The organism is ANME-2 cluster archaeon, from assembly GCA_014237145.1.
Taxonomy (GTDB): Archaea; Halobacteriota; Methanosarcinia; order Methanosarcinales; family Methanocomedenaceae; genus Methanocomedens_A.
In genome coordinates this window covers 1-16,322 of sequence record JAAXOC010000100.1, presented here as the reverse complement: position 1 = coordinate 16,322, position 16,322 = coordinate 1, and the positions used below count along the sequence as shown (strand labels likewise).

Genomic DNA, 16,322 nt, shown 5'->3' with positions numbered 1-16,322 from the left:
TTACAGCAAAGTACGCAATGAGCGCAAAGTAGTCATATGATATGTAATGAATATAATGTCCTTGATTATACTCTCGTATTGCCACATTAAAAATAAGATAAGGAGCTGCGAAAAAACTACGCAGTTCGTATCTTCTGTTCAAATTCGGTAATGGTCCTGCTCGTAGCTGCTAATTTTAAAAGTTCATTCAGCCTGGACTTGTTCTTGATATGATGGATCATATCAACCATATTAGTGGAAATGTTTCCAAACCTGGCTGATAATACAGAAATGATGCTTTCTTCCATTCCTTCTTTCTTTCCTTCCTCAATTCCTTCTTTCTTTCCTTTCTCAATTCCTTCATTGAGAATATCCTGATATATTACTGATTCTTGCATTATCTCCACCTTCATCAAGCTTTTAATTAATTCCTTCGGGTATCTCAATCCTGCCAGTACGCCGGTGCATACAGACATATCCGCTTTTAAAGCCCCATCTTTTATATCGGCGTTCTGTATCAGGTCAAAGCATGCTTCCAAACATTTATTATCATTTGTATTTCCATGATTTGTTAATGGAAGTATTGGGAACAAACCGTATAAATCCTTATCGATGATCATCTTCGGATCCATTTCCCAGACTTTCAACACCCTGTACTTAAATCTCATAATCTCTTCATTATATATTGAATTCACATACGTATCAGGAGTATTGGGTCCGAAATTGTCTGAATTCAGGTATATCACCACCGGATAAACCGGTAACCCGTATTTATCAACAATTCTGGCATAGTACGACATCATACGCAGCGGCATATTCGAATCACGTGTACTCTGGAATTCAATATGCAAAATGAATTTGTCATCTTCACAATCAGCACGTTTGTCCTCAATTTTGACAACATAGTCAGAATCATGTCCACTAAACGGCAATTCCTTATCCAGAGGCATAACATCACCTTCAAACTCATCGAAGATGAGGCTCACGAAATGTTCCGGGAACTTACTCGATAAAAATTTAAGAGTAATGTCATAAGTTTTCTGCAATCTATTTCCACCTGCTGTATTGCTATCCCTGTATAACGGCTATATTGGTAATAGTGGTTAGCTAAGCATGGTGAAAGTATTCGATCAATTTTGAACTATCATCAAAAGCCTCCGATCCTCCTTTTCCTTTTATCCTCCTAGAATTGAGTCAATTCGGTTTTTTCCTGGACATCATATGAGGTGCTTAGGATACCTTGCAGTAATTCATGGCAATGGTGATAAATATTTTATCCACCACCTAAATTTTCCGTGACCTGATGACTCGGGCCGGCACCCCTTCACTTTAATAATATGGCAGGGACATCGCAGCAGATACAACCCTTACTATCATACCTGCCGCCGCAGGATATTAAAAAAAAACGAGGCAGTTTTCAAAGGCATCGCGGCCAGGCTCTGGCTTTTATCCCACTATTTTTTTTACAGCAGCGCCAGCCCAAGGAAATTGGCAGCACCACCTACCGCAATAGACAGTACAATAGTGAATCCGGAGATAAGCACCATATTGCGCCATCCAAGTTCCTTACCTATCACTGCTATGGTAGCAGCGCAGGGAACATAGATAGTTGCCACCAGTGCGAATACGTATATCTGCAGGGGTGTCATCACATCAATGAACACAGCCTTACCAGCCAGTACAGCCAGTATCTCAAGTGCCATCTCCTTACGCAGGATGCCAAATATGAATGCCGTCGCAGCAAATGCCGGCAGCCCCAGGAATCATACGAATACAGAACTTAACATGTCCTCGAATACTGCCAGCATGCCCAGCTCATCAACCACGCCCAGAATGCTGCTGCCCACTATCAGTATAGGGAATGCCACATAAACGAACCCGTTCATCCTGAACCAAGTCTTTTTCACTATCACCTGCATATCAGGGTACCGCAGTGGCGGCATTTCCATGATAAAGCCCATTTGCTTCCCAGGCAGCCCTTTACCCAGCATCCACCCAGTCAGCAGTATGATCACCAGTTCGATGAAATAGATGGACATAGCAGCCCAGAATCCAACAAAGACACCCACAAGCCCCATGATTATTACCGTCCGCGCAGAACAGGGCGTCAGTGCGACCATGGTTATAGTGATGATGCGCTCCCTGTGGGTGTTAAGGGTGCGGGCCGCAATAATGGCAGGGACATTGCACCCGTATCCCAGCAGCATGGGGATGATAGCGCGGCCGTGCAGTCCCAACCTGTGCATGTACCGGTCCAGCAGGAATGCTGCCCTTGGCAGGTATCCCGTATCCTCCATCACCGACAGGAAGATGTAGAACGTGCCTATAAAGGGTATTACAATAGCAAGCCCCGCTTCCATGCCCAGCAGTCCGAAGATTATAGCGCTTACAACCAGCGGGTGTACCCCGCTCAATGCCAAAGATACCGGAGTTATCAGGTACGTTTGGAAAATATCGATGATAAGTGTCTCCAGATACCCGCCCACCTTGAATACTACATAGAACATTGTTAGCATCAGCACGGCAAATATCGGCAGCCCCCAGCGGCTGGATGTCAGTATTTCATCTATCCGGTCAATGAATTGCCTTGGCACCTGATGCTTTTCCTGGGCAGTCTGCTCAATGGCACCGGCTTCGCCATAGCGGTCCTTTATGATGGTATCCTTGATGGGCTGGCCGTGGGTTTCCTCGATCCCGGGCGGTATAGTGGCGGCTTCCATCACTTGTTCCGGATATTCGCAGAATCCTTTAATGAAGTCGCGGTCACCTTCGAGAGCCCTGATACAGATGCCACGGCTGATGTCAGGAATTTGCTCCCTAATTGTTTCAATAGCCTGCTCTACATGGTCGTCGTATTTCACCTGGCAGCGTCTGCACCGTTTGCGCCCGAAGTGTGGTAATTCAACAGGCAGGGGACGTATCACCTCAATTGCCCTGTGCAGGGCAGTATCAATACCCTTGCCGCGAATAGCAATGGTGGGGATCACGGGCACTCCCAGTTCTGCCTCCAATGCCTCCACATCGATCTTGATACCCATCTGCTCAGCCGCATCTACTTGGTTTAATGCTACTACCATGGGTATGTCGATCTCAAGCAGCTGCAGTGTCAGGTTAAGGTTCCTGGCAAGCCTGGTGGCATCAATAATATTTATTACCACATCAGGGCGTTCCCTGATCAGGTAATTCATGGCTGCCTTTTCATCTTCAGTGGATGCTGATAATGAATAGATACCTGGCAGATCTACAACATTGATGGACTCACCTTCATGTTTCAAGGTGCCTTTAATGATCTCTACGGTTGTGCCCGGATAGTTGGATACTTCCACACCTACACCGGTAAGCCTGGAGAAGAAAGCACTCTTGCCCACGTTCGGGTTGCCTACCAGTGCAATGGTAATGGGGGTGGTAGCATCGGAATTAATGTTTGTATCGGTATCGGTATTACAACAGGAGCTCAATTATTATTCACGCCCCATGGCTCTGGACCATTATCTTGCTGGCTATATTTTTCCCCACAGCAACTTCGGTGCCCATGGCTGTGATAGAGAGGGTGCCCTCCCCCAGTTTTCGTTTCACCTGTATCTCCTGGTCAGGTATGAGGCCTATGGACGACAGCCTGTCTTTTATCTCCCTGGTTAAGGATATGATCTTAATGGTGCCTTGCTCACCTTCTTTTAATTCTGACAGCGGAATATAATCACGATATGATGCGTTGGGCGCTTTGGTAGGACAGCATTCACCATGGCCGATGGGATTCCCGTCAGGGCATATTTCCGGATGCCCCATGTAGGCGCACATCTTTTCAAGTGTTGTCTCTGAGATGGAATGTTCCATTTCACAGGCTTCTGTATGGGCAAACTTAGGGTCCAGATCCAGTACGTCAACAAGGAAGGTTTCAAGCAGTTGATGGCGGCGTTTGATCCTCATTGCTTCAGTGCATCCTTTTGAGGTTAGGGTTACGCCGTGGTAAGGTGTGTATTTAATATAACCGGATCCGGAAAGTTTCCGGATCATCTCAGTAACACTTGGGGGTGAGAGTTTTAATTCTTCAGCTATCTGGTTAGTCTTTGCAGGACCCTTGTTTTTATTGGTAAGGTAAAGTATGGTTTCAAGATATTCTTCAATTCGTTCGTTTGTCATTGTAAATACACTGCGACATGTTTAGGCTTTCCTAAGTATATAGTTTGTGAAAGTAGGTATCCAGAGAACTAATAAGTAATAGTTATAATATAATATAACTAAAATTTTATATAGGTGAAATAAATTGCGCAAAAAGCTGACAGTGATACCGGAAAGATGTTCCGGCTGCAGGGTGTGTGAACTTGTATGTGCCATATCCCATGCCGGTGTTAACAATCCAAAAAAGGCTAACATAAGAGTCATTTCACTTTATCCGCATCCTGTTATCAAGATGCCCATAGTATGTGAGCAGTGCAAGAAGCCGAAATGCAGGGATGCATGTCCCACCGATGCCATTGTGGTCACAGATGGTGTGGTAACCATACTGGAGGATAGGTGTATCTCCTGCCATGCCTGTGTGAGCGCATGTCATATCGGTGCCATATTCGTGCATGAAGATATCGACACACCATTCAAATGCGACATGTGCGGCGGCAACCCAAAGTGCGTAGCAGCATGTCCCAAAAAAGCCATCCTGTATGTCCCCGAGCATACCCTGGGTCAGGCACACCGCTTAGCATCAGCATTACAGTATGCCAATATGCAGGAAGTAGAATATTTTGAGCATGGTGAGAAGAAAAAACTGAGATACGCCGAGATAGAGACCGGCGGTACAAGAGGTGATTCCAGGTGAGCATTAATGGCGGATATTTCATGAAGGTCCTGCATGTTGACCTGAACGAGTGCAAAACCTATGTAGAAGAAGTAGATGAGGAGTTTGCCTTAAAATACATAGGTGGAAGAGGTTGGGGTGCCAGGCTGGTATGGGAGCACTTGAAAGAGGATACTGACCCCTTAAGCCCCGAAAATATCATCGTAATAGCTCCCGGCCCTCTGTCAGGATTATACCTGCCATCAGCCGGAAAAACATCCATTTGTTCCATCAGCCCGACCACAGGCATATACGGGGACAGTAATATAGGCGGCATGTTCGGAGTGGAACTGCGCCAGGCAGGATTCGATGCAATGGTTATCAAGGGTAAGGCACCCGAGTTATCCTACCTCTGGATAGATGATGATGATATCCAGTTAAAGAGTGCTGAAAACTATGCAGGTATGGGCAGCATAGAGACCGAACACCAGTTGCGTGAGGATATCGGTGATGAGACCGTGAAGGTGGCATCGATCGGTCCTGCCGGTGAGAAAATGGTCAAAATGGCGTGTATTACTGCTGACTGGGGACGCAATGCCGGACGTACCGGCATGGGTGCCATTCTGGGTTCAAAGAACCTGAAAGCCATTGCCATAAGGGGCACCAGGGACCTGCCTGTTGCAGACCTGAAACGCCTTACCGGAATCAGTGACAAATCATTCAAGAAACTTTCCAGGCACAACCTGTTCGAGTTCTGGCAGCGCCAGGGCCTGATGAGTGTCATCGATTATGCCAATACGGCAGGCATCATACCCACACACAACTTCAAGGATACCCATTTCGAGGAAGCTGATAAGATAAACGGCGACGTCATGGAACTGGAATACAAGATTGGTGATACTGCCTGTTTTGGCTGTCCCATGGCCTGTGGTAATGTGAACCTGGTCAAGGACGGAAAGTATGCGGGCACGGTCATCGAGGGCCCCGAATACGAGACTGCTGCCATGTTCGGCTCCAATGTAGGTGTTAGTGATTTTAGTGCCATACTCAGGGCCAACTACCTGTGTGACGAATACGGTATAGATACCATTACAGCAGGCAGCCTCATCAGTGTCATGATAGAGGCCTATGAGAAAGACCTGGTCACACTGGAAGACCTGGACGGCATGGCACTGAACTGGGGCGATGACGAAAGTGTCATGGAAATGATACGCAAGATAGCCTTCAGGGAAGGTGTTGGTGATACACTGGCAGAGGGTGCATATGGCGTGATAGAACGCTGGCCTCAACTGGCACCCATTGTAAACCATGTGAAGGGACTGGACCAGTCTGCATACGATGCCAGGGTTGCCATAACCATGGCGCTGGGATATGCCACTTCAGATATTGGGGCACACCATGCAAGAGCCTGGCCTGTTGCAAAAGAACTGGAGATGGGATGCAACTGGGACCTTAACGAAAAGGCAGATCTGGTCATATATCACCAGACCGTACGTCCCCTGTTCGATATGCTGGGTGTGTGCAGGCTGCCCTGGATAGAACTGGGATTTGATGAGAATACCTATGCCGAGTTCTTTAGTGCGGCTGTAGGTATTGAGTTCACACTGGAAGAACTATTGAAACTAAGTAATGATGTATACAACCTGACCCGTGCTATCAATATCAGGCTGGGACTGACCAGGGATGATGACAGGCCGCCTGAACGGGTGTTCAATGACCCGATCAAGACGGGTCCCCATGCGGGAAAGGTGTTGAACAGGGATGAGTTCAGGGAGATACTGGATATATATTACCAGCGCAGGGGCTGGGATAATGATGGCATACCCACGGATGAGACGCTGAAAGCCAGCGGTCTTGAGGATGCTATAGAGTATATGAAGCCTAAGCGAAAGGCAGAGTAAACCGGAAGTGATTTAGATGAAAAACTTGACCATAGGATTTATTGGAACAGGTAAGATGGGGGAGGCACTTATCAGGGGCATGATAAATGCCGGCCTGGTGAAACCTGAAAGGGTATGTGCCAGTGATATTGATGAGCAGAAACTAAGTACGATGGCAGAGGAACTGGGAATTGTTGTTTCCTGCGATAACCTGCATACACTGGAGAAGGCGGATGTGGTCGTACTTGCAGTGAAGCCCCAGATAATCAGGTATGTGCTGCAGGGTATCAAGGAATCAATCATAAAGGAGCACCTGTTCATCTCTATTGCAGCGGGTGTGAATATCGACAGCCTGGCTGATGAACTGCCTGGAGGGACCCGGATTGTAAGGGTCATGCCTAACATCTGCGCCACAGTTGGCGAGGCTGCTTCGGCTATATGTCCGGGAGATGCAGCTACTGAAGCGGACGTGGAAACCACCCGGAAGATACTGGGTTCAGTGGGCCGGACTGTTGTTGTGGATGAGCACCTGATGGATGCTGTTACCGGGCTATCCGGCAGCGGACCTGCATTTGTTTTTATGATAATAGAGGCACTGGCAGATGGCGGCGTGCACCAGGGACTGGACAGGATTACGGCGCAGACGTTAGCGGCCCAGACCGTGCTGGGTGCGGCAAAGATGGTACTGGAGTCTGGCCAGCATCCGGGTGAATTGAAGGATATGGTGACCTCTCCTGGCGGTACTACTATCAGGGGTATTGAGGCGCTTGAGAAGAGGAAGGTCAGGGGTGCTGTTATGAGTGCGGTGATAGCTGCATCCGAAAGGTCCAGGGAACTTGGCAAATAGGAGACATTTTAATTTATTCTGATCAAGTATAATAAATGGATCAAGGCAAAGATGACAAACCACAGAGGCACACAGAGCGTTATTGTTTTCTCTGTTTTCTCTGTTTTCTCTGTGACTCTGTGGTTATAAACCGTTCCAGGAAATAATACAAAGTCTCGCAAATAGGGAGGATATATGGATAACGATGCTTTCAACCTGATCCTGCAGCAAAAGCCTGCAAGGGTACTGCTTGCTGTAAGTAGGGAGGGTGGAACCTACGCATCTGTTATTTCCAGGGAGATCGAGTCTACTTTTTCGCATACTACCAATATTTTGGGCAAGCTGGAAGAGCAGGGAATTGTCATATTCGAACAGGACGGCAGCGATAACCGTGTGAAACGAGTGGAGCTGACCCAAAAAGGTGAGGATACGGCGGCGCTGGTCGAGGAACTTTCTGCGGTACTGGATGGTAAAAAGACCGGGAAGAAGCGGACAGCAGGAAAGAAAACAAAGAAGGCTGCGTCCAGAAAGGATGCCGGAAATTTCGGTGAAAAGCTTGAGATGATAAAGGCCAGGATCGAATTGATATCAGGGGAGGAACTTGAGGGTAAGAAGAGTATCTCGCAGGATGATTATGTGCGTATCGGGCGGCGGCTGGGTCCGTACCGGCGGGAGCTGCGCAAGATCATTGAGACCGGCGGGAAGGGGGATGTGAAGAAGGCCGGGGGGCTTGATGGGGAGATTGAAAAGGTGTTCGGGGAGCGGGAGAGGTTGAGGGGTTAAATTCCTGAGTTTGTGGTATATTCAATACGATTAAAATTGGTGTTGAACTTTGGATATTACACGAGATGTTTCTGCAAACATTTTTAGTTCACGGCTGTCCAGTGTTTCTTTTTCGAATAAGGCGGATACTTCTTTTATGGGGTCCGATACAAAAGGATGTATGATAAGTTCGTTATTTTGTGTTTCAATTAACATTTCACTGCCCTCTTTAATGTTGGATTCTTTCTGCAATTGGCTTGGGATTGTGAACTGTTTTTTTGTCTTTTTCTTTTAATGCTTCAAGGCACGCCATTGACATCAGATGCAAGTTGATTACAGAAGAATAATGAAGAGAGGTAAACGATGATCGGAGTTCAGCCATAAGCTTCGGTGGAACTTCGTATACACCAAAACCGTTATCTGCAATTATCTTCATGTTGTTGTCAAAGTTTATTAGGTGATGTTATGTATCCCCGTATTTCAATCAATCCAAAGATTTGCCACGGGCAGGCTTGCATCAAAGGGACCCGTATTCCTGTCCACCAGATCATACACATGCTGGCCAATGGAGACACAATTGAGGAACTCCTGGAAGAATATCCTTCACTCGAACGGAAGGATATTTTTACTTGTCTTGACTACGCAGCGTCACTGGCTGAAGAGCAAGTTACTCCCATTGAGGCGTTGGCGAGTGCAGTATGAAGATTTTCGTGGACGAAAACATACCATTGATGACCGTTCGGGTGCTGCGTGAAATGGGGCACGACGTGCGAGACATTCGCGGCACAGCGCAGATGGGTATGACCGATGATGCTCTCTGGGAGATAGCTCAGCAAGAAGGGCGATTGTTGATCACAACAGACAAGGGGTTTACGCATCATCGTGAGGAACTCCACCACGGCATTCTGATTGTGCGCCTCAAACAGCCGAATCGATACAAGATTCACGAGCGCGTCATGCAAGCAATGGCTTTATTTACGGCAGAGGAGTGGCGTGATTCGCTGGTTGTGATGCGGGATGTGATGCAAAGTGTGTGGCGGACTGGTGGGGGGAGCTAATCAGACTGAGGAGCACAATGTTAAGATATCCATCCAAGGACGCGTCACCAGTATACCCCTGACAAATGTTCCGGACCTGTAAATAGCGATTTTTCTGTATTTACCTCCTATTATGCTCATATGTATTGTGTGCTGAGACATACTTCTCAAACACATCCCAGCCAGCACCCACAGAGCCATGGTAACAGCTTGGAGCCCAGAGATGATGGCCGTCCGTACCATCGGGAACTTCGCAAGATAATGGAATCCGGTTGGAAAAGTGATGTAAAGAAGGCCCGGGGGCTTAATGGGGGGATTGAAAAGGTGTTCGGGGAGCGGGAGAGGTTGAGGGGTTAAATTCCCCACCTCATGAAAGGTGCATTATGCATAATATTTTAATTAATCTTAAATACTATAAACAGATTGAACTCAGTCAATTAATAACAAGGTGGCTATATTTTGGATATAGATGATGTTTTAGTTTGTCTATCACAAATTGATAAAACTAATCTACATAAAACGATCCACTTTGAGAAAAGAGTTGATCAACGTAAAGATAATATACAGTTAAAATTAAACAGTATAGATGAAACAATTATCAATGAAAAGCCAGTTTGCATCTCAAAGCAAGATGACACAAAATTTAGATTATGTTATGAGTTAGACAAAAATTACGATCTAATAATTGTTTTAAATGTAATAACTCCAAAACCATTTACTATTAATTTGGTGACATGCTATAAAGAGTACTCTAAGAAAAGGAGACGTTAAAGATGGTAAGAAAGTCAAAATTAAGCAAATACGATTACGATCTCCAAAATGATAGTATTTTCTTTTATGGAGAAGACAAAAAGTACAAGTCTTCCGTTGAATTAGAAGGTGTTATTCTTGATTTTAATGAAGAAGATTATTTAACAGGCATTGAAATTCTAGATGCATCTGAAAAATTCAACATTTCAAAAGCTGACCTCCTTAACATTAAAAATTTTGATGCGACTATAATAATTAGCAAAGAAAACATAGATGTACGAATGAAGATGGAATATTATAAAAGAAACAAATTAATTGATACAAATTTGAACGCACTTACATTAAATACCATGAATCTTCCATCTAGCACACAAGGAATTGCTGTTACTTGTTGATTTAGGTTCAGTTCGAATATTTTTCTATACCCATTTTTAGCTTTGAAGGATGCACAAGTTAATGGAATCCGCTTGGAAAAGTGATGTAAAGAAGGCCAGGGGGCTTGATGGGGTGATTGAAAAGGTGTTTGTGGGGCGGGAGAGGTTGAGGGATTAAATTCCTGACCTTGTGAAATATTCAACACGATCAAAATCGGTATCAAACTTTGGATATTACACGAGATGTTTGTGCAAACATTTTTAGTTCACGACTGTCCAGTGTTTCTTTTCCAAATAAGCCAAATCCTTCTTTTATGGGGTCCGATACAAGAGGATGTATAATAAGTTCGTTATCCTGCGTTTCAATTAACATTTCACTGCCTCTATGATGTTCGATTTTTTCTGGAATTGGTCTGGGATTGTGAACTGTTGTTTTTTACTGATTTTTATTATTTGCATCATACAAGTCTGAGGCATCCATAGGATGGAGATCGGGCAATGCGATGAACTGCAAGCATAAGTGGGGTGGGATTTGGTTAACATTTTGCGAATATTTAATGATAATACACTGTTATTGATGTATGATATCCTTAAATGTCTATTATTGCTTTATTCTCGAAATCACTTTATAATTTCGTTTCTTTTCATTATTTCGCAGGTTTTCAAAGAAGATATGCAGGTCATAATTTGCATGTTTTGCAAGCTCTTCACATGCTTTGCGGACATCTTGGACAATTGGGTCTTTCCACATGGATTACACCTCCATTAATTCTTCTGGTGCCACTGCCTTCGCAATATAATTCCATTCTACAATATTTTAGTAACAATTTAATCTGATCACTCGCATTCTCTGGGAAAATCGTGGTCTATCGAAATTGTGTGTATGGAACATTCAACCCATTATCATTTTTTTTGTTTCGTACCACCTATATATCTTGTGTGGCTTAAAGAGACCGTTACAATTCGTGTTGGTGAATTTAATTAAACCACAGATAAACACAGATGAACACAGATTTTCAGGTAGCGTATCCGCGTTTATCTGCGTTCGTCTGCGGTTAGTTTGATAATACCAACATGTAATGTGACGGTCTCGGCTTAAAGCAACATAGATTGAGGTAAATGTGATGGATAAGTTTGCAGACAAAAGATTCTGGGAAATTGACTTCCTTCGCGGAATTGCGATACTCCTGATGATTATTTTTCATGCACTATATGACTTCAATTACTTTGGTAACTACAATTTTAATCTCCATTCAGGACTATGGTCCTTTGTAGGGCGTACATCTGCCATTATGTTCATTTTTGTTGTTGGAATATCCCTGACCCTAAGTCACTCAAGAGTAGCAGGAAAGAATATCTCGAAACAGGAGATATATCAAAAATACATAAAAAGAGGAGCCCGGATATTTTCATGGGGTCTTATCATCACCCTCATCACGTGGCTATTTTTGAAAGATGGCGTTGTTGTATTCGGAATACTTCATTTCATCGGCCTTTCGATCATACTGGCATATCCATTTTTAGGACTACGCACATACAACCTGCTGATAGGTGCGGGCATCATATTTTCAGGTCTGTATTTAAGCGACCTTGCTTTTAATTTCCCCTGGTTGCTATGGCTTGGGTTTAAGCCATACGGATTCTACACTTTCGACTATTTCCCGATCCTCCCTTGGTTTGGCATAATCCTGATCGGCATATTTGCCGGCAATTCATTGTACCCTGATCACACGAGAAAATTTGACATCAAAAACCACACCGGGTTTTTACCGATACGATTGTTCTGCATGCTTGGGAGAAGATCATTACTGATATACCTGATCCATCAACCAATACTGATCGCTTTGTTGTACCTTTTTGGTTTTGTGGATATTGGGTTACTATTTTGATGAGTTCCTGCAAACATCAATTGTCTGGTGTTTTTTTTGTATGCTTAAATAAAACGGTTTGTTGCTTTGAATCGTGTTTAATGATCATTTATCCGAGAGCGTGTAAAATTAAACAAGATTGACAGGATACGATCCAATCCTGTATATCCTGTAAATCCTGTCAAAAAATTTGATTGAAACTCAGGAAATTACCTGTATCGATATCGAAATGCGTTTATAATTTCCTATACATAAATTAACTATTACATAATCAAAACCATACATCACAGAGGCGATACACATAAACCTACGATTCCTTGGCGGCTGCGGTGAAGTAGGCCGCTCTGCAATACTACTTGACGATAACGTCCTGCTGGACTACGGCATGAAACCTGCCGAACCCCCCTTATACCCGGTCGGTGGTGTGCGCCCGGATTCTGTCATCGTATCCCATGGTCACCTGGACCACTGTGGTGTGGTGCCCAACCTAATGGACATAAAACCTAACATATTCATGACACCAGTAACCAAAGACCTGTCATCACTACTGGCCAGGGACACCATGAAGATCGCAAGAGCAAAGGGCCAGGTGCTACCATTTATTATCGAAGATGTCAGGGATTTTGAACTGCATACCTATTCAATAGATTACGGCACCGGATTTGATGCCTCAGGCTATGAAGGCATGCTGTATGACGCCGGACACATCCCGGGTTCGTCAAGCGTATATCTTGAGAACAAGAGCGGCAGCCTGCTGTATACAGGTGATATAGACACCAGGGACACCAACCTGCTTGGTCCGGCCGAAAACCTGCCAGTTGCAGATATAGCAATAGTGGAAAGTACCTACTTCGGTACTGAACACACAGTAAGGTCGAAGCTTGAGCGGGATTTTATAGATTCAATAAAACAGACTGTGGAAGGCGGAGGATGGGCAATAATACCTGCCTTTGCTATCGGGCGCACCCAGGAAGTGGTCATGATACTTGAAAAATACGGTATACGGCCCTATGTGGACGGCATGGGAGTGGATGTCTACAAGCTCCTCAAAAAACATCCTTCATACCTAAAGGACCCGGGCCGTCTTGATAAAGCTTTCAAGGACGCTTTTAGAGTGGATCCAAGGGAACGGTCACGATTAATGGATGAACCCTGTGTCATAGTGACCACCGCAGGTATGTTGAACGGGGGTCCTGTATTGTACTACCTGAAGCACATCCATGACGACCCAAGGTCAAAGATATTACTGACCGGGTACCAGGTAGAAGGCACCAACGGAAGAATGGCACTTAAACGGGGATACTACGAGGACAGGGGCAGGTCCGTCCGGATCAGCGCACAGATCGAACTCTATGATTTCTCAGCACACAGTGGTGACAGCAGCCTCAAGGAACTGGTCACGCAGCAGGTGAATGGCGGCTGCCAGCTTGTGGTTTGCATGCACGGCGACAATACCCAGGGTTTTGCATCATGGATAAGCCAGAACCTGGAAGTGAATGCGGTATCACCTGTCAACGGTGACCAGATTTATATTTAATCAGGCCTTTATTGAAAACATGAATATTGTAGTGCTGAGGCTCGGCCACCGGCCCGAGCGGGACCAGCGGGTCACCACACATGTCGGGCTGACAGCCCGGGCTCTGGGTGCGTCGGGAATGCTGCTTGCTTCGGATGACCGTGGTGTTATTAACAGCATAAACGAAGTGACCGGGCGTTGGGGCGGCGATTTCTTTGCCAGGTCAGTGGATTCGTGGAAACAGGAGGTACGACAGTGGCAGGACTCAGGCGGTAAGGTGGTGCACCTGACCATGTACGGCCAGAACCTGCCCGGTGTACTGGATGAGATATCAGGCACAAAGTCTGTAATGGTGGTTGTAGGTGCTGAAAAGGTCCCTCCTGATATCTACCAGGTGGCTGACTGGAACGTGGCAGTTGGAAACCAGCCCCATTCAGAGATCGCATCCCTGGCAGTGTTCCTTGACAGGCTTCATGCGATTCGGGGCACGGACCCTTTGACACAGGCATTCCAGGGAGGTACACTGAAGATCGTCCCATCCGGGCGGGGAAAAATAGTAAAGGAGGTATAGGGTTACAGCACAGCGAAAACTGGAACGGTTCCCGTCACATGGAAAATACAATTCGCTGTGGTACTGGAAGCATGTAGTATCCCCTGCAAGAGTGACCTACAATAATATCCTTATGCGCCTGGCCAGGATATCCCCCTCCCTCGGCCTGAAGCTCTGGCTATACCGGATGATGGGGATAGAGATGAGGATGTCCGACAAGATCAACAGCCTGGTGCCGGGTGAATCAAACGCCTTTCTTTTGTTTGGCTGCTATAAGTTCTTCCTGTAAAGTCACATTATCTGTTTTGTAGATTATCAATGAAATACACAATAGGAAAAATGCGACTATATTCATTAGCATAGGGATTATTATTGCACTTCCTGTAATTCCACCGCCGCCCGGACCCAGTACAGTCGGATGATTGGTAGCAGACCATATCCTGATGCTCATGAAACTGATAGGGACGCTGATAAAACCTATAATGCCGAATACCGCACTAAGACGAGCCCTTTTCTCTGGCATGTCAACAGCTTGCCTTACCATGAGGTAAGCAATATATATGAAGAACAGTACCAGCGAGGTATTGAGCCGTATATCACCGGGCGGCCAGTAGTGTCCCCATGCCGCCTTGGCCCATATGGAACCTGAGATGAGGGTCAGTCCTGCAAAGATGACACCAACCTCAGCCGATGCTGCAGCTTTAAGGTCCCATTTCTGTTCCCCATCCCGCAGGTAGAGGATGCTGAATATCATTACCAGCAGAAAGGCCATGTATGAGGTAAGGGCTATTGCGATATGGAAATATGCGATATAGAAACTGTATACATAGTTCGCCCATTGGGCATCATTGGATACATAAAGAACCTGTCCTTCAGTATCTGTATATGTACCCCGTTCGCCAGGGTTTATAGGTACAGGTGCATATAAGAAAATAATAAGGATGGCTGCAAGTATAAATATAACAGTGGCAGCATAGAGGTATTTCTTGCGATCAGTGTTTTTCATATTTTTTACCATGCTAAAGCCCTTCTTCAGCGATATTTGCAGTGTCATTAGATGTTTCATGTATAATAAATGATTTCGGAATGAGCAGCAATTCCAAATGAAAAATCAACATAAATGTACACAAAGTATAAATACCTTGACACTAAATAAATTTTTATTGTATATTGAGTATAACTTTGTATACTTAAGTAAATGCGAACGATATGAGCATTTTCTTGTTACAGCCGTAAAAGACTGTATTCTTGTTATAAGAGGGGAAACCTCTTATTATACCAAACGGAGGTAAATATAAGATGGATAATACATTGGATAATTATGTAGATACATTAAAGAAGGTTCTTACCGACCCTGAAGGTTTTTATTCGGAAATGCCGAGAGAAGGGGGCTATCAGGAACCATTAACATTTGCAGCTATTAACTTCGCAATCGTTGGATTGCTTTCAGGAATTATTGCTGTTATTATAAGTGGCGCCGATGCTATTTCGGCAGTGTCAATCCTGGTCGGTGCTGTGATTGGCGGCATTGTCGGACTGTTCATCGGCGGAATAATATTGTTCATATTCTTCAAGATATTTGGTGGCACAGGCGAATATGAAGGTACTGTAAGGATATTATCATATTCAAGCGCAGTCCAGGTCTTCGCATGGATACCCGTAATCGGATGGATTGCCAGTTTATATGGTATCTGGCTTAATATCGTAGGCGGAAAACATGTTCACAATCTGACCACTGTAAAATCTGCTATTGCGGTACTATTACCATTAGTAATCTTTGGAGTGATCATTGCATTGCTAATGGCTGTAATAATTGCATCTATCGCAGCAATTGGACTTGGCGGACTTGGTGGGTTTTAATTACCCGCCACTTTTCTTTTTTTTCAATTCATTTGAGGCTCTGGCATTCTAGAGTATATTCGTTATTTTTTGATTTATGAGATTGTTAAGGTGTATATTTTTAAAAAATTTATTTATAAATATTTTAATTGAAATTCTAAGTAAAATAT

General features: G+C 44.7%; 19 protein-coding genes and 1 pseudogene. 13 read left to right on the top strand and 7 right to left on the bottom strand.

The genetic code is table 11. The annotated features are described in order from the left end of the window. Nucleotides 1–116 precede the first annotated feature (116 nt). The 3 genes and pseudogenes from HF974_13670 to HF974_13660 all read right to left on the bottom strand — a co-directional run bounded on the left by HF974_13670 (nt 117) and on the right by HF974_13660 (nt 4,119). Nucleotides 117–1,025 (bottom strand): Rpn family recombination-promoting nuclease/putative transposase, encoded by a 909-nt coding sequence (locus tag HF974_13670; GenBank protein ID MBC2699349.1) that lies wholly within the window; start codon nt 1,023–1,025, stop codon nt 117–119. Nucleotides 1,026–1,442: 417 nt separating this feature from the next. After that, nucleotides 1,443–3,377: pseudogene (gene feoB, locus HF974_13665) on the bottom strand (ferrous iron transport protein B). Between the two features lie 67 nt (nt 3,378–3,444). Continuing rightward, a complete protein-coding gene (locus tag HF974_13660; protein MBC2699348.1) occupies nt 3,445–4,119 on the bottom strand; it encodes a metal-dependent transcriptional regulator in 675 nt (224 codons plus the stop codon). Nucleotides 4,120–4,243: 124 nt separating this feature from the next. On the opposite strand from HF974_13660, the gene HF974_13655 reads away from it, so the two are divergent. The 4 genes from HF974_13655 to HF974_13640 all read left to right on the top strand — a co-directional run bounded on the left by HF974_13655 (nt 4,244) and on the right by HF974_13640 (nt 8,239). Further along, on the top strand, nt 4,244–4,792 hold the full coding sequence (locus HF974_13655; GenBank protein ID MBC2699347.1) for a 4Fe-4S dicluster domain-containing protein: 549 nt from the start codon (nt 4,244–4,246) through the stop codon (nt 4,790–4,792). Further along, nucleotides 4,789–6,651 (top strand): aldehyde ferredoxin oxidoreductase family protein, encoded by a 1,863-nt coding sequence (locus HF974_13650; protein ID MBC2699346.1) that lies wholly within the window; start codon nt 4,789–4,791, stop codon nt 6,649–6,651. The genes HF974_13655 and HF974_13650 overlap by 4 nt, the downstream gene beginning before the upstream one ends. A 16-nt stretch (nt 6,652–6,667) precedes the next feature. Continuing rightward, nucleotides 6,668–7,477 carry a pyrroline-5-carboxylate reductase gene (gene proC, locus HF974_13645; protein ID MBC2699345.1) on the top strand — a complete coding sequence of 270 codons (810 nt, stop codon included), beginning with the start codon at nt 6,668–6,670 and terminating at the stop codon, nt 7,475–7,477. Nucleotides 7,478–7,651: 174 nt separating this feature from the next. Beyond that, nucleotides 7,652–8,239 (top strand): hypothetical protein, encoded by a 588-nt coding sequence (locus HF974_13640; GenBank protein MBC2699344.1) that lies wholly within the window; start codon nt 7,652–7,654, stop codon nt 8,237–8,239. A 208-nt stretch (nt 8,240–8,447) separates the two neighbouring features. Here the strand turns inward: HF974_13640 and HF974_13635 are convergent, their stop codons facing one another. Then, nucleotides 8,448–8,654 (bottom strand): hypothetical protein, encoded by a 207-nt coding sequence (locus HF974_13635; protein ID MBC2699343.1) that lies wholly within the window; start codon nt 8,652–8,654, stop codon nt 8,448–8,450. A 29-nt stretch (nt 8,655–8,683) separates the two neighbouring features. On the opposite strand from HF974_13635, the gene HF974_13630 reads away from it, so the two are divergent. The 5 genes from HF974_13630 (at nt 8,684) to HF974_13610 (ending at nt 10,400) form a co-directional block, all read left to right on the top strand. Then, nucleotides 8,684–8,920: a DUF433 domain-containing protein gene (locus tag HF974_13630; protein ID MBC2699342.1), complete on the top strand. Its 237-nt coding sequence runs from the start codon at nt 8,684–8,686 to the stop codon at nt 8,918–8,920. Continuing rightward, nucleotides 8,917–9,276 carry a DUF5615 family PIN-like protein gene (locus tag HF974_13625; protein MBC2699341.1) on the top strand — a complete coding sequence of 120 codons (360 nt, stop codon included), beginning with the start codon at nt 8,917–8,919 and terminating at the stop codon, nt 9,274–9,276. Before HF974_13630 ends, HF974_13625 begins: the two co-directional genes overlap by 4 nt. Nucleotides 9,277–9,465: 189 nt before the next feature. After that, nucleotides 9,466–9,612: a hypothetical protein gene (locus tag HF974_13620; GenBank protein MBC2699340.1), complete on the top strand. Its 147-nt coding sequence runs from the start codon at nt 9,466–9,468 to the stop codon at nt 9,610–9,612. A gap of 102 nt (nt 9,613–9,714) precedes the next feature. Next, a complete protein-coding gene (locus HF974_13615; protein MBC2699339.1) occupies nt 9,715–10,026 on the top strand; it encodes a hypothetical protein in 312 nt (103 codons plus the stop codon). 2 nt (nt 10,027–10,028) lie between these two features. Beyond that, the gene (locus HF974_13610; protein MBC2699338.1) at nt 10,029–10,400 is read left to right on the top strand and encodes a DUF2283 domain-containing protein; all 372 of its coding nucleotides are present in this window, start codon (nt 10,029–10,031) and stop codon (nt 10,398–10,400) included. A 199-nt stretch (nt 10,401–10,599) separates the two neighbouring features. On the opposite strand, the gene HF974_13605 is transcribed toward HF974_13610, so the two are convergent. Together HF974_13605 and HF974_13600 are read right to left on the bottom strand one after the other, a co-directional pair. Then, a complete protein-coding gene (locus HF974_13605) occupies nt 10,600–10,752 on the bottom strand; it encodes a hypothetical protein (GenBank protein MBC2699337.1) in 153 nt (50 codons plus the stop codon). A gap of 228 nt (nt 10,753–10,980) precedes the next feature. Then, nucleotides 10,981–11,130: a hypothetical protein gene (locus HF974_13600; GenBank protein MBC2699336.1), complete on the bottom strand. Its 150-nt coding sequence runs from the start codon at nt 11,128–11,130 to the stop codon at nt 10,981–10,983. Between the two features lie 373 nt (nt 11,131–11,503). Here HF974_13600 and HF974_13595 point away from each other — a divergent pair, with 373 nt between their 5' ends. The 3 genes from HF974_13595 to HF974_13585 all read left to right on the top strand — a co-directional run bounded on the left by HF974_13595 (nt 11,504) and on the right by HF974_13585 (nt 14,334). Next, the gene (locus tag HF974_13595; GenBank protein ID MBC2699335.1) at nt 11,504–12,268 is read left to right on the top strand and encodes a DUF1624 domain-containing protein; all 765 of its coding nucleotides are present in this window, start codon (nt 11,504–11,506) and stop codon (nt 12,266–12,268) included. A 280-nt stretch (nt 12,269–12,548) separates the two neighbouring features. Continuing rightward, entirely contained in the window at nt 12,549–13,784 is a 1,236-nt protein-coding gene (locus HF974_13590; protein ID MBC2699334.1) for an MBL fold metallo-hydrolase, read from the top strand. 19 nt (nt 13,785–13,803) lie between these two features. Further along, entirely contained in the window at nt 13,804–14,334 is a 531-nt protein-coding gene (locus HF974_13585; GenBank protein ID MBC2699333.1) for a tRNA (cytidine(56)-2'-O)-methyltransferase, read from the top strand. 223 nt (nt 14,335–14,557) lie between these two features. Here HF974_13585 and ccsA read toward each other — a convergent pair whose 3' ends face one another. Then, nucleotides 14,558–15,331, bottom strand: a complete 774-nt coding sequence (gene ccsA / locus HF974_13580; GenBank protein ID MBC2699332.1) for a cytochrome c biogenesis protein CcsA — start codon at nt 15,329–15,331, stop codon at nt 14,558–14,560. A gap of 281 nt (nt 15,332–15,612) precedes the next feature. On the opposite strand from ccsA, the gene HF974_13575 reads away from it, so the two are divergent. Beyond that, the gene (locus HF974_13575; GenBank protein ID MBC2699331.1) at nt 15,613–16,173 is read left to right on the top strand and encodes a hypothetical protein; all 561 of its coding nucleotides are present in this window, start codon (nt 15,613–15,615) and stop codon (nt 16,171–16,173) included. Nucleotides 16,174–16,322 lie beyond the last annotated feature (149 nt).